At 61.5% G+C, this 13,935-nt stretch carries 10 protein-coding genes; 3 read left to right on the top strand and 7 right to left on the bottom strand.

From position 1 onward, the window contains the following. Positions 1-156: 156 nt before the first annotated feature. Both AB1J88_RS21680 and AB1J88_RS21675 read right to left on the bottom strand, forming a co-directional pair. Positions 157-2,133: a methyl-accepting chemotaxis protein gene (locus tag AB1J88_RS21680; protein WP_430291943.1), complete on the bottom strand. Its 1,977-nt coding sequence runs from the start codon at positions 2,131-2,133 to the stop codon at positions 157-159. Positions 2,134-2,322: 189 nt separating this feature from the next. Then, positions 2,323-3,243 carry a LysR substrate-binding domain-containing protein gene (locus AB1J88_RS21675; protein WP_041071969.1) on the bottom strand — a complete coding sequence of 307 codons (921 nt, stop codon included), beginning with the start codon at positions 3,241-3,243 and terminating at the stop codon, positions 2,323-2,325. A gap of 159 nt (positions 3,244-3,402) precedes the next feature. Here AB1J88_RS21675 and AB1J88_RS21670 point away from each other — a divergent pair, with 159 nt between their 5' ends. After that, positions 3,403-4,797 (top strand): NorM family multidrug efflux MATE transporter, encoded by a 1,395-nt coding sequence (locus AB1J88_RS21670; protein WP_222017650.1) that lies wholly within the window; start codon positions 3,403-3,405, stop codon positions 4,795-4,797. Positions 4,798-4,867: 70 nt separating this feature from the next. On the opposite strand, the gene AB1J88_RS21665 is transcribed toward AB1J88_RS21670, so the two are convergent. Further along, positions 4,868-6,538, bottom strand: a complete 1,671-nt coding sequence (locus AB1J88_RS21665; protein WP_041071967.1) for a putative bifunctional diguanylate cyclase/phosphodiesterase — start codon at positions 6,536-6,538, stop codon at positions 4,868-4,870. Between the two features lie 254 nt (positions 6,539-6,792). Between AB1J88_RS21665 and rep the strand changes: the two genes are divergently transcribed. Together rep and AB1J88_RS21655 are read left to right on the top strand one after the other, a co-directional pair. Continuing rightward, positions 6,793-8,802, top strand: a complete 2,010-nt coding sequence (rep, locus tag AB1J88_RS21660; protein WP_027610430.1) for a DNA helicase Rep — start codon at positions 6,793-6,795, stop codon at positions 8,800-8,802. A 57-nt stretch (positions 8,803-8,859) separates the two neighbouring features. After that, complete coding sequence (locus AB1J88_RS21655; RefSeq protein WP_003229440.1) at positions 8,860-9,432, top strand: xanthine phosphoribosyltransferase; 573 nt, start codon at positions 8,860-8,862, stop codon at positions 9,430-9,432. 128 nt (positions 9,433-9,560) lie between these two features. On the opposite strand, the gene AB1J88_RS21650 is transcribed toward AB1J88_RS21655, so the two are convergent. From AB1J88_RS21650 to alr, 4 genes are all read right to left on the bottom strand, one after another. Further along, positions 9,561-11,483, bottom strand: a complete 1,923-nt coding sequence (locus AB1J88_RS21650) for an acetyl-CoA hydrolase/transferase C-terminal domain-containing protein (RefSeq protein ID WP_430291942.1) — start codon at positions 11,481-11,483, stop codon at positions 9,561-9,563. Positions 11,484-11,618: 135 nt separating this feature from the next. Continuing rightward, positions 11,619-12,035 (bottom strand): c-type cytochrome, encoded by a 417-nt coding sequence (locus AB1J88_RS21645; RefSeq protein ID WP_430292710.1) that lies wholly within the window; start codon positions 12,033-12,035, stop codon positions 11,619-11,621. A 182-nt stretch (positions 12,036-12,217) separates the two neighbouring features. After that, positions 12,218-12,766, bottom strand: a complete 549-nt coding sequence (locus tag AB1J88_RS21640; protein WP_007920393.1) for a cupin domain-containing protein — start codon at positions 12,764-12,766, stop codon at positions 12,218-12,220. Between the two features lie 88 nt (positions 12,767-12,854). Beyond that, complete coding sequence (gene alr, locus AB1J88_RS21635; protein ID WP_041071963.1) at positions 12,855-13,928, bottom strand: alanine racemase; 1,074 nt, start codon at positions 13,926-13,928, stop codon at positions 12,855-12,857. Between the last annotated feature and the right edge of the window lie 7 nt (positions 13,929-13,935).

The following is a 13,935-nucleotide window of genomic DNA, read 5'->3' as shown; positions in this document are numbered from 1 at the left end:
AATGGAGCTTGCGATCGTGTGATTTCCCAAGAATTGGCGGGGATCCATTCGCGAGCAAGCTCGCTCCCACAGGGATCTCGGGTGTTCACAGAATCTGTGATTCACGCCGGAAACTGTGGGAACGAGCTTGCTCGCGAAAGCTATATCAAGGCTGTATCAACGAAAGCGATCAACCTCGGAACGCAAGTCCGCCGCCAGTTTCTCCAGCTCTTTAGCCGTAACAGCCAGGTTCGACACAACCTCACGCTGCTCACTGTTGGCCAGCGCAATGCTCTGCAAATTGCTGCTCAACAATGTCGCGGTGCTGCTCTGCTCCTGAGTCGCCGTGGTAATCGCGGCGAACTGCTGCCCTGCCGAACGGCTCTGCTCATCGATCCGCGCCAGCGCCGACGCCACGTTGGCGTTGCGCGACAGGCCTTCCTGCATCAGCAGGTTGCCCTGCTCCATGGTGCTGATGGCGTTGCCGGTTTCCTGCTGGATGCTGTGAATCATCCCGGAGATTTCATCAGTGGCCTGACGGGTGCGCGAAGCCAGGTTACGCACCTCATCGGCGACCACGGCAAAACCACGACCCTGTTCACCGGCACGGGCCGCTTCGATGGCCGCGTTGAGCGCCAGCAGGTTGGTCTGTTCGGCGATCGAGGTAATCACGCTGACGATGCCGCCGATTTCCTGGGAGCGCTGACCGAGGGTGTTGATCACGGTAGCCGTGGTGTTCAACGCGCCAGCGATTTGCTCCAGCGAGGAAGACGCTTCCTCCATTGAGCTGCGACCGATCTGCGTCTGCTGAGCGTTTTCCTGGGCCAGACGCTGGGTGGCCCCCATGTTGTCGGCGATGTTCAGCGAGGTGGCGCTGAACTCCTCTACCGCACCGGCCATGCTGGTGATTTCGCCGGACTGCTGCTCCATGCCTTCGTAGGCACCACCGGACAAACCGGACAATGCCTGGGCGCGGCTATTGACCTCTTCCGAGGAGCGACGGATGTGCTCGACCATCGTCGACAGCGCCTGGCTCATCTGGTTGAACGCGCGGGACAGCTGACCGATCTCGTCGTTGCTCGACACGTTCAGGCGCACGCTCAGATCACCCGCGCCCAGCGCTTCGGCCTGACGTACCAGATCACTCAGCGGCGCCAGTTTGCTGCGCAGCAACCACACCACCGAACCCACCGCCAACAGCATCGCCAGCAGACTGCCGATGGCCAGTTGCGTGCCGACGCTCCAGGTCACCGCGCGAATTTCGGCTTTCGGCATACTTGCCACCACCGCCCACGGCCCACCGTCAAATGGCACCGAAACGCTGTAGAAATCTTCGTTCTTGTCGCTCCAGAACTGCCCCTTGCCCGGGGTTTTCGCCAGGCCGCCGATCACCGTGACCGCCTGATCCAATGCCTGGACGCCCGCCGGCGCTACCAGCCATTTATTCTGCTCATCCAGCAGCGCCAGCGAACCGGTCTGGCCGATGCGGAAGCGCTTGAGGTTGTCGAACTGGGCGTTCTGCGCATCGGTGTAATCAAAACCAACGAACAACACCGCAATCACCTTGCCGCTGCCATCGCGCACCGGGGTGTATTGGGTCATGTAGGAACGATCGAACAACAAGGCACGGCCGACGTAGCCCTGCCCCGCCATCAACCTGGCATAGGCGGGGTGCGCATGATCGAGCAAGGTGCCGATGGCGCGCGTGCCGTCCTGTTTGGTCAGCGAGGTGCTGACGCGCACGAAGTCTTCGCCGCTGCGCACGAACAGCGTGGCGACACCAGCGGTCATCTGCTTGAACTCGTCGACTTCCTTGAAGTTGTTGTTCAGCACTTCACTGCCCAGGTGCAGGCCCGGGGTCTGGGTGCCGGCGACGTTCACCGGTTCATCCGGATGAATGCTCAGGCCCGCGCTGAAGCGCTTCTCGAACAACCCGCTCAGGCGCTGCGTGCTCTCGCGCAGCGTGCCGTGGAAGGTGCTCAACTGGTCAGCCAGCAGCCGCGCCTCACTGGCGAGGTGTTCCTCACGGGTGGCGAGATTGGCGGAATCCAGCGAACGCAGGGCGAATACCGTACTGCCGCTGATGACGATCGCCAGTATCACAGCGAGCGCGAGGCCCAGCTGCGAAGCGATCCGAGCGCGAGGTTGAGACATGAACAGCTCCTGGCCGAGCCACCGGATCCTCCTTGATCGCAGCACCTGCTCGGAAAATTCTAATAATGGGGGTGGAATCGTGGAGACCGGCACGACGGTCCCACATGCTCATTTTCGGCGGTCAAACCGAATACTTGAGTAAATAGCGGGGTTATGGCGCAAGGCCGGCATTGTGGCGGCTCTAACGTTTCAGCTCAAGCGCTTGACCTGCGGCAGCGACATGGCGCGCACTTCGCCTTGCAGAAAATCACTAAGGCGGCGCAAACGTTCACCTCCCGGACGGGTTTTCGGCCACACCAGGTAGTAATTCAGGCCACTGGCGACGGCAGTCGGCCACGGCAGGCTCAAGCGGCCCTGCGCCACATCCTCGGCGACCATCAGCAGATCCCCCATCGACACCCCATAGCCTCGGGCTGCAGCGATCATGCCCAGTTCGAGGGTATCGAACACCTGCCCGCCCTTGAGCGAGACCTGATCGGACAGCCCCATGTGCTCCAGCCAACTGCGCCAGTCACGCCGGTCCGGGGTCGGGTGCAGCAACTCGGTGGAGGCCAGCCGCGCCACATCCCAGGGTTGATCGTTCAGCAGGTTCGGCGCGCCGACCGGGATCAGTTCTTCGGGAAACAGCAGGCTGGCCTCCCAGTCCGGCGGGAAGTGCCCGTCACTGAGCAGTACCGCGCAATCGAATGGCTCATTGTTGAAATCCACCGAATCCACGTCCATCCACGCACTGGTCAGTTGCACTTCGTTGCCCGGTTGCAGATGGCGGAAACGACTGAGTCGCGCCAGCAGCCAGCGCATGGTCAGGGTCGATGGCGCTTTCATGCGCAGGATGTCGTCCTCGGCGCGCAAGGTGTTGCAGGCGCGTTCAAGGGCTGCAAAGCCCTCGCGAATGCCGGGCAACAACATCCGCGCCGATTCCGTCAGTTGCAGGTTGCGTCCGCTGCGGTGAAACAGCTTGCAGGCAAAATGCTCTTCCAGCGTCTTGATGTGCCGGCTGACGGCACTCTGGGTGATCGACAACTCCTCGGCCGCCCGGGTGAACGAGCTGTGCCGCGCCGCCGCTTCGAATGCGCGCAGGGCATACAAGGGTGGAAGACGACGGGACATACACAAAGCTCCTTTGGCGGCATCCGGCCACCCCGGCGAGGTTTATTCATGATGAGTTTTAATCATGCCACCCATCCTTTTTATCCTTTTGTGCAAACCCTGCCAAGCGCCGAGAATCGACGGTCTCTTGTTCCCTTTGATTGATGGGTGGTGATGACCATGCAGCATCCTGTGCGTACCGAACTCTGGGCCATCCTGCGGCTGGCGGGGCCGTTGATTGCTTCACAGTTGGCGCACATGCTGATGGTGCTGACCGACACGCTGATGATGGCGCGCCTGAGTCCCGAGGCGCTGGCCGGTGGCGGACTGGGCGCGGCAAGTTATTCGTTCGTGTCGATTTTCTGCATCGGCGTGATCGCGGCGGTCGGCACCCTGGTGGCGATCCGTCAGGGCGCCGGCGACATCATCGGCGCGGCCCGCCTGACTCAGGCCGGATTATGGCTGGCATGGCTGATGGCGCTGGGCGCCGGTCTGCTGCTGTGGAATCTGAAACCGGTGTTACTGCTGTTCGGCCAAACCGAAACCAACGTCCAGGCCGCCGGGCAATTCCTCATCGCCCTGCCCTTTGCCCTGCCCGGCTATCTGAGCTTCATGGCCCTGCGCGGCTTTACCAGTGCGATCGGCCGGGCGACGCCGGTGATGGTCATCAGCCTGGGCGGCACCGTGGCCAACTTCCTGCTCAATTACGCGCTGATCACCGGCCTGTTCGGCCTGCCGAAACTGGGGCTGACCGGCATCGGACTGGTCACGGCAATCGTTGCCAACTGCATGGCGCTCGCGCTGGCCTGGCACATTCGCCGGCACCCGGCCTACGACGCTTACCCGTTGCGCGCCGGCCTGTCGCGGCCAAATCGTCAGTATCTGAAAGAACTGTGGCGACTCGGCCTGCCGATTGGCGGCACCTATGCCGTGGAGGTCGGTTTGTTCGCCTTCGCCGCGCTGTGCATGGGTACCATGGGCAGCACGCAACTGGGCGCACACCAGATTGCCCTGCAGATCGTTTCGGTAGCGTTCATGGTGCCGGCGGGGATGTCCTACGCGATCACCATGCGCGTCGGCCAGCACTACGGCGCCGGGCAACTGAGCGATGCACGCCTGTCCGGCCGGGTCGGCATCGTCTTCGGTGCAGTGGTGATGCTGGGTTTCGCCATGGTGTTCTGGCTGTTGCCGAATCAACTGGTCGGGTTGTTCCTCGATCACCACGACCCGGCGTTTGCCGAGGTGATCCGCCTGGCGGTGAGCCTGCTGGCGGTGGCGGCATGGTTTGAGCTGTTCGATGGTACGCAGACGATTGCCATGGGTTGCATTCGTGGACTCAAGGACGCAAAAACCACGTTTCTGGTCGGCCTCGGTTGCTATTGGCTGATCGGCGCGCCGGCGGCGTGGTGGATGGCGTTCCACCTGCATTGGGGGCCGACGGGCGTCTGGTGGGGTCTGGCGCTGGGTCTGGCGTGTGCGGCGGTGAGCCTGACGCTGGCGTTTGAATGGAAGATGAAGCGGATGATCCGGCTGGAGCCTGTGTCACAGAGGTTTGAGGCCGTTCGCGCAGATTAGGATCAAAAGATCGCAGCCTTCGGCAGCTCCTACAGGGATTTGTGTAGGAGCTGCCGCAGGCTGCGATCTTTTAAACGGCCTCCACAGAAACCTGCTGGCTTGAGCCAAACGTCAGGTACTCAACCAACTCCGCCAACGGCAACGGCCGGCTGATCAGATACCCCTGCACCTGGTCGCAGCCAAAGCCGCGCAACAACTCCAGCTGTTCCGGTGTTTCCACGCCTTCGGCCACCACTTCCAGATGCAGGTTGTGCGCGAGGTTGATCATTGCGTGCACCAGTTTGCGGTTCTCTTCGCGCTGTTCCATGCCGCCGACGAAGCTCTTGTCGATCTTCAGCAAGGTGATCGGCAGGCTGTTGAGGTGCACGAACGACGAGAACCCGGTGCCGAAGTCATCCAGCGAGAAACGCACGCCGAGGCGGCCGAGGGCGTCCATGGTCTGTTTGACCAGATCGCTGCGGCGCATCACGGCGGTTTCGGTGAGTTCGAACTCCAGCCACTGCGCCTCGACCCCACGCTCGGCAATCAGCCGACTGAGCGTCGGCAGCAACTGACTGTCCTGAAACTGGCGGAACGACAGGTTGATTGCCATGTGCAGCGCCGGCAGCCCGCGCTCGCGCAGCGCCTGCATGTCACGCAGGGCGCGGGAAATCACCCAGTAACCCAGCGGCACGATCAAACCGCTTTGTTCAGCGAGCGGCACGAATTCGCTCGGCGGCAGCAGACCACGCTCGCCATGACGCCAGCGCACCAGCGCTTCAAGGCCGACGATTTGCCCGTCCGCCAGATTCAGGCGTGGCTGGTAGTGCAACTCCAGCTCATCACGACGCAAGGCCCGGCGCAGTTCGCTTTCGAGGTCGGCCATGCTCCGCGCGTTGCGGTTGATGCGTTCGTTGAAGATATGGAAGGTGCAACCCTGGGTGCTCTTGGCCTGCTGCATGGCGATGTGCGCGTGCCACATCAGCGGATCGGCGCCGCCCTGCGCACGGGCGTGGGCGATGCCGAGGCTGGAGCCGATCAACAGGCTTTCGCCATCGACCCAATACGGTTCGGACAAGGCTTCGGTGATGCGTTCGGCCATCCACTCGGCGCGTTGCGGCGCGCGGCGGGTGTCGATCAGCAGGGCAAATTCATCGCTGCCCAGGCGGGCCAGTTGATCACCGGCCTCCAACTGACTTTTCAGCCGCGCAACGACCTGCAGGATCAGCCGGTCGCCGGCCTGATGGCCGAGGGCGTCGTTGGCGTGACGGAAGTTGTCGAGATCCAGATGCCCCAGGGCCAGACCGCGACCGTCGTTTTCCGCCAGGCGCGCCGCGAGCAAGGTCTGGAAACCCTGGCGGTTGGCGATGCCGGTCAGCGGATCCTGTTCGGCGAGGCGTTGCAGGGTGTTTTCCAGCACACCGCGCTCACGCACGTGGCGCAGGCAGCGGCGCAGCATGCCGGCGTCGAGCGCGTCGAACACCAGCCAGTCACTGACACCCACCGGCGCGGTGGCGGGTTCGTGCTCCAGCAGCAACACCGTCGGCAGGCTGCAACGGCCCGGGGCCGGCTGCAGCGCGGGAACGGTCAACAACACCGCATGGCGATTGTCTTCGAACAGACTGCTGACCGACTCCCAGCTCGGCGCGCTGATCAGCACCGCCGCGCTCCCCATCGGAGCCAGACACTCGCGCAATAACGCTGTCCACGCTGGCTCTTCGGCCAGTAGCAGCAAACGCAAGGGTTCGACAGGCGTAGACAAGCTAGCTCCCTAGACTCTGCAATGATGTGGGCGGGGCATTATGCCGTTGCGATGTTCAATGACAACGATTATCAGAACGTTATTTTGTGTCACGAATGAGAACATTAGCCGCAAAATCACCGTGTATCCTCCGCGAAAGTAACAAAACCGGCAAATTTGAATCGCGTGGTGCGTCACAAGTCGGAGAGAGCAGCACAAATCGCTGAGCCTGTTAAAATGCCGGCCCATTTCGTCAACGACTCCCGAATTTTCGTATGTCCCGACTCAATCCCCGGCAGCAAGAAGCCGTGAACTACGTCGGCGGCCCTCTATTGGTGCTCGCCGGCGCTGGCTCCGGCAAGACCAGCGTGATCACCCGCAAGATCGCGCACCTGATCCAGAACTGTGGCATCCGCGCCCAGTACATCGTCGCCATGACCTTTACCAACAAGGCCGCGCGCGAGATGAAGGAGCGGGTCGGCACCCTGCTGCGTGCCGGCGAAGGTCGCGGCCTGACGGTCTGCACCTTCCACAACCTGGGCCTGAACATCATCCGCAAGGAGCATGCGCGGCTGGGCTACAAACCCGGTTTCTCGATCTTCGACGAGACCGACGTCAAAGCCCTGATGACCGACATCATGCAGAAGGAATACGCAGGCGACGACGGCGTCGACGAGATCAAGAACATGATCGGCGCCTGGAAAAACGACCTGATCCTGCCGGCCCAGGCGCTGGAAAACGCGCGCAATCCCAAGGAACAGACTGCTGCCATCGTTTACACCCACTACCAGCGCACACTCAAAGCGTTCAACGCGGTGGACTTCGACGACCTGATCCTGCTGCCGGTAAAGCTCTTCGAAGAGCACGCCGACATTCTCGAAAAGTGGCAGAACAAGGTGCGTTACCTGCTGGTCGACGAATACCAGGACACCAACGCCAGCCAGTACTTGCTGGTGAAGATGCTGATCGGCAAGCGCAACCAGTTCACCGTGGTGGGCGACGACGACCAGTCGATCTACGCCTGGCGCGGCGCGCGGCCGGAAAACCTGATGCTGCTCAAGGACGACTATCCGTCGCTGAAAGTGGTGATGCTGGAGCAGAACTACCGCTCCACCAGCCGCATCCTGCGCTGCGCCAACGTGCTGATTTCGAACAACCCGCACGAATTCGAAAAGCAACTGTGGAGTGAGATGGGACACGGCGACGAGATCCGCGTAATCCGCTGCCGCAACGAGGACGCCGAAGCCGAGCGCGTGGCCATGGAAATCCTCAGCCTGCACTTGCGCACCGACCGCCCGTACAGCGATTTCGCGATTCTCTATCGCGGCAACTACCAGGCCAAGCTGATCGAGCTGAAGTTGCAGCACCACCAGGTGCCGTATCGCCTGAGCGGCGGCAACAGTTTCTTCGGGCGTCAGGAAGTGAAGGACCTGATGGCCTACTTCCGCCTGATCGTGAACCCGGATGACGACAACGCCTTCCTGCGGGTAATCAACGTGCCGCGCCGGGAAATCGGTTCCACGACGCTGGAAAAGCTCGGCAACTACGCCACCGAACGCAAGATCTCGATGTACGCCGCCACCGACGAAATCGGTCTGGGCGAGCATCTGGACAGCCGCTTCACCGATCGCCTGTCGCGCTTCAAGCGCTTCATGGACAAGGTCCGTGAACAGTGCGCCGGCGAAGACCCGATCTCGGCCCTGCGCAGCATGGTCATGGACATCGACTACGAGAATTGGCTGCGCACCAACAGCTCCAGCGACAAGGCTGCGGACTACCGGATGAGCAACGTCTGGTTCCTGATCGAGGCCTTGAAGAACACCCTGGAAAAAGACGAAGACGGCGAGATGACCGTCGAAGACGCCATCGGCAAACTGGTCCTGCGCGACATGCTCGAACGTCAGCAGGAAGAAGAGGACGGCGCCGAGGGCGTGCAGATGATGACCCTGCATGCGTCCAAGGGCCTGGAATTCCCTTATGTGTTCATCATGGGCATGGAAGAGGAAATCCTCCCGCACCGCTCCAGCATCGAAGCCGACACCATCGAGGAGGAACGCCGCCTGGCCTACGTGGGTATCACCCGCGCCCGTCAGACCCTGGCGTTCACCTTCGCCGCCAAGCGCAAACAGTACGGCGAGATCATCGACTGCGCGCCAAGCCGCTTCCTCGATGAGCTGCCGCCGGACGACCTGGCGTGGGAAGGCAACGACGACACACCGACCGAAGTCAAAGCCGTGCGGGGCAACAGCGCACTGGCTGATATACGCGCGATGTTAAAGCGCTAGAATTGACCACTTTTTACTAGACCTTCGGCGCACAAAGCGCCAAATGAGGACAGCTTCATGGAAGCATTGCACCAGAAAATCCGCGAACAAGGCATCGTGCTTTCCGACCAGGTCCTGAAGGTCGACGCCTTCCTGAACCACCAGATCGACCCGGCCCTGATGAAGCTGATCGGCGACGAATTCGCCACGCTGTTCAAGGATTCGGGCATCACCAAGATCGTCACCATCGAAGCCTCGGGCATTGCCCCGGCGATCATGACCGGTCTGAACCTCGGCGTGCCGGTGATCTTCGCCCGCAAGCAACAGTCCCTGACCCTGACCGAAAACCTGCTGTCGGCGACCGTTTACTCGTTCACCAAGAAGACCGAAAGCACCGTGGCCATCTCGCCACGGCACCTGACCAGCAGCGACCGCGTGCTGATCATCGACGACTTCCTGGCCAACGGTAAGGCTTCGCAGGCGCTGATCTCGATCATCAAACAGGCTGGCGCCACGGTTGCCGGTCTGGGCATCGTGATCGAGAAGTCGTTCCAGGGTGGGCGTGCCGAGCTGGACTCACAGGGCTATCGCGTTGAATCGCTGGCTCGCGTGAAGTCGCTGAAGGATGGCGTTGTCACCTTCATCGAATAAAGCCACACCGCAGCTCCCCTGTAGGAGCTGTCGAGTGCAACGAGGCTGCGATCTTTTGATCCTGATTTTTACAATCAACATCAAAAGATCGCAGCGTGCCGCAGCTCCTACAGGTTTGCGGTAGACAATTATTGTGCGGTGGCTTTGAGGCCGGTGAGCAGCAGGCGCTGGAACAGCTCTTCTTTCAGGCCTTCCGGGTTGGTCAGTTGCATACGTTCGAGGTGCTCGGGGAACGTCGAAGCCTCCGGCGCATCCAGCGCAGCCTTGCCCAATTCCAGAATCTCGCTCAGCTTGAACTTGCTCTTCAGCCAGTTCAGCGCTCGCAGCAGATCGCGCTCGATCGCGGTGAAATCACAACCCAGCGGATACTCCGGAAACAGGTTCGGATGCTTTGCGGCGATGGCCTGCAAGCGTTGCGGGGTGTTATCGGCAAATCGCGGATCGAGGCGGAAGTCCTTCGGCAGCTTGCCGACCTTCTGTGCCTGCTCGATCAACCCCGGCTGGAAGCGCGAATCGCTGATATTGAGCAACGACTCGATCACCACCGCATCGGCCTTGCCGCGCAGGTCGGCGATGCCGTACTCGGTGACCACGATGTCACGCAGGTGCCGTGGAATCGTGCAGTGGCCGTACTCCCAGACAATGTTCGAACTGACCTCGCCGCCGGACTCGCGCCAGCTGCGCAGGATCAGAATCGAGCGTGCATCGTGCAGCGCGTGGCCTTGGGCGACGAAGTTGTATTGCCCGCCAACCCCGCTGAGCACCCGCCCGTCCTCCAGTTGATCGGCCACGCCCGCGCCCATCAGGGTCATGGTGAACACGGTGTTGATGAACCGGGCATCGAGGCGCTGCAAGCGCTTGAGCTCTTCCTGACCGTACAGCTCGTTGATGTAGCTGATGCGGGTCATGTTGAACTCGAGGCGCTTGCTCTGCGGTAACTCGCGCAGGCGCTCATAGAAACTGCGCGGGCCGAGGAAAAAGCCGCCGTGCACCGAGATGCCATCGGTCTGCGCCGACTCATCGAGGGTGCCGGCGTTGGCCTGCTCTTGCGTCTGAACGTCGGGGTAGACCTTGCGCCGGATGATCCCGGCATCGGCCAGTACCAGCAGACCGTTGACGAACATTTCACTGCAGCCATACAGGCCCTTGGCGAATGGCGCGGTACCGCCCTCGCGCTCGATCAACTGCGCCCACTGGCTGAGATTGATGTCATCGAGCAACGCTTGGTAACCGGCGTTATCTGCCTGCCGCGCCAGCAGTGCGGCGGTCAGTGCATCGCCCATCGAGCCGATGCCGATCTGCAAGGTGCCGCCGTCGCGCACCAGCGTGCTGGCATGCAAACCAATGAAATGATCCTGAAAGCCCACCGGCATGTTCGGCGTGGAAAACAGCGTGCTGCTGTCCTTCGCGTCGATCAGCAGGTCGAAAGTGTCGATATCGACTTCGGCATCGCCGGGCATGTACGGCAGGTCGGTGTGCACCTGACCCACCAGCAAAATGGTCTCCCCGGCATCGCGGCGCTTGGCGATCATCGGCAGCAGGTCAAGGGTGATGTCCGGGTTGCAGCTCAGGCTCAACCGATCGGGATGTTCGCTGCTGCTGGCAAGTAACTGCGCCACCAGATTGAGGCCGGCGGCATTGATGTCGCGGGCGGCGTGGCTGTAGTTGCTGCTGACGTAATCCTGCTGGGCCGGTGCGCTGTTGAGCAGGCTGCCGGGCTGCATGAAGAACTGTTCGATACGGATGTTGGCGGGCAGGCTGTCACGCTGCAGATCGGCGAGGAAATCGAATTCGGGGTAGTCGCCGAACACGCGCTCAACGAAGGGTTCGATAAAGCGCTTCTGCAGACCGTCGCCCAGTGTCGGGCGCCCCAGGCACAGCGCGGTGTACATCGTCAGTTGTCGCTCGGGCAGATCCTTTATGCGCCGGTACAGCGCGTTGACGAAATGATTGGGCTTGCCCAGCCCCAGCGGCATGCCCATGTGGATATGCGCCGGCAAGCGTGCGAGCACCTCGTCCACTGCCTGTTCGATCGAACACAACTGCACCATCTGTAGCCTCCTGCCCGTTCCGTGAATAGAGGTAGACCGAGCTTGCCTCGACTTTGCTGCAAAGGACAGCCCACGTCGCGAATCGCAGGCACAAAAAAACCGTCCGAAGACGGTCTTTTTCGTCAGAAGCGCGGCTTATTTCAGGCCGGACATCTTCTGGATCGCGCCTTTCAACTCGTCATCCGAGCAATCGGCGCAGGTACCTTTTGGTGGCATGGAGTTGATGCCGGTGATGGCCTTGGCCAGGATGCCGTCGAGGCCGCCCTGATGATCGGCGCGGTCTTTCCAGGCGGCGGTGTCACCGATTTTCGGTGCGCCCAACAGGCCAGTGCCGTGGCAAGCGTTGCAATGTTTTGCAATCACGTCATCCGGGCTCTTCGCACCACCGCCGCCGCCCGCAGAGACAGCGACTTCCATTCCTTTGCATTCCTGCCCCTGAACACACACCTGGCCCACTGGCTCGAGGCGCTTGGCAATGTCGTCATTCGTCGCAGCTTGAGCGCTGACAGCCCAGAGGGCCAGTACGGTTGCTGGTGCGGCCAGCATTTTCATAATTAGGTTCACGCGTTCACCCTCAATGGTGGCTATTCACGCCTGCGGCCACGGTTCGCAGGCGGGCGCAAGTATAGCGGGTAGCCCGCCACACTGAAACAACCCCATAGTCGAAGGGGTTATACCGCGCAGTGGAAAAACTCTTCGGATGCCTTCGCCGTCATGGCCTGGCGCCTCTGTGTTTAAAAATTCGCCGGCGTGGCTGCGCTGATTAGTCGCGCAGGCGCGTCGAACGGATTACGGAAACGGTGCGGCTTGGTACTTTCAAAATAGTAGCTGTCGCCGGCTTCGAGAATAAAAGTTTCCAGCCCCACCACCAGTTCCAGACGACCTTCCACCAGAATCCCGGTTTCCTCGCCTTCATGGGTGAGCATTTCTTCGCCGGTATCAGCGCCCGGCGGGTAGATTTCGTTGAGAAACGCGATGGCGCGGCTCGGGTGCGCGCGGCCGACCAGTTTCATGGTCACCGCGCCGTCGGAGATGTCGATCAGCTCGTTGGCCTTGTAGACGATCTGGGTCGGGACTTCCTGCAGGATTTCTTCGGAAAAGAACTCGACCATGGACATGGGAATCCCGCCCAGTACCTTCCTCAGCGAACTGATCGAAGGGCTGACGCTGTTCTTTTCGATCATCGAAATGGTGCTGTTGGTGACGCCCGCGCGTTTGGCGAGTTCACGCTGGGAAAGCCCTTTGAGCTTGCGGATCGATTGCAGTCGTTCACCGACGTCCAAGGCGGGAGCCTCCTGATGTTGTAAGAATATTGAGCGTTATCATGGCGACAGCGTTCAGTATTTACAACACTTGGCCCCCGCAGCGGCGTCAACCCTCGGAATAGAGCCTTGGCACCCGACGCAGGTTGCAGAAGATCTGGTACGGAATGGTGTCCGCCCACTGCGCCACTTCGCTGGCGAGGATGTTTTTGCCCCACAGCTCGACGGTCGAACCGAGGTCTGCTTCCGGCACCTCAGTGAGGTCGATGCACAGCATGTCCATCGACACGCGACCGAGAATCCGGCTGCGTTTACCGGCCACCAGCACTGGCGTGCCGGTCGGTGCCTGACGCGGGTAGCCGTCGGCATAGCCCATGGCGACTACGCCGATGCGCATCGGCTTATCGGTAATGAATTTGGCGCCGTAGCCGATTGGCTCGCCGGCGGGCAATTCACGCACGCAGATGACTTTCGATTCGAGCGTCATCACCGGTTGCAGGCGCTCGGCCACGGCGTTGGCTTCTTCGAACGGGGTCGCGCCATAGAGCATGATGCCCGGGCGTACCCAGTCGCTGGGGATCTGCGGCCAACCGAGCACCGCCGGCGAGTTGCGCAGGCTGACTTCGGCCGCCAGGCCCTGACGCGCCGCCTCGAACACCGCCACTTGATCGGCGCTGCTCTGCTCGTGCAACTCATCGGCACGGGCGAAGTGACTCATCAGCACGATCTTCGCCACTTTGCCGCTGGCCAGCAGGCGTTGATAGGCCGCCGCGTAATCCTTCGGATGCAGGCCCACACGGTGCATCCCGGAATCGAGCTTCAACCACACGGTGATCGGTTTGCTCAATGCCGCCTGCTCGATGGCTTCGAGCTGCCACAACGAATGCACCACGCACCAGAAATCATGCTCGACGATCAGCGCCAGTTCATCGGCTTCGAAAATGCCCTCAAGCAACAACACCGGGGCCTTGATGCCCGCCGCGCGCAGCTCCAGCGCTTCTTCGATGCAGGCGACGGCGAACCCGTCGGCCTCGGCTTCCAGCGCCTGGGCGCAACGCACCGCGCCGTGCCCGTAGGCATCAGCCTTGATCACCGCCAGCGCCTTGGCGCCGGTGACTTCGCGGGCAATTCGGTAGTTGTGGCGCAGGGCTTCTAGGTCGATCAGGGCACGGGCAGGACGCATGGCGGCA

Source organism: Pseudomonas sp. S8 (assembly GCF_050473925.1).
Lineage (GTDB): Bacteria > Pseudomonadota > Gammaproteobacteria > Pseudomonadales > Pseudomonadaceae > Aquipseudomonas > Aquipseudomonas parakoreensis.
Note: the sequence above shows the minus strand (reverse complement) of the source record. Positions and strands in the feature narration are given on the sequence as shown.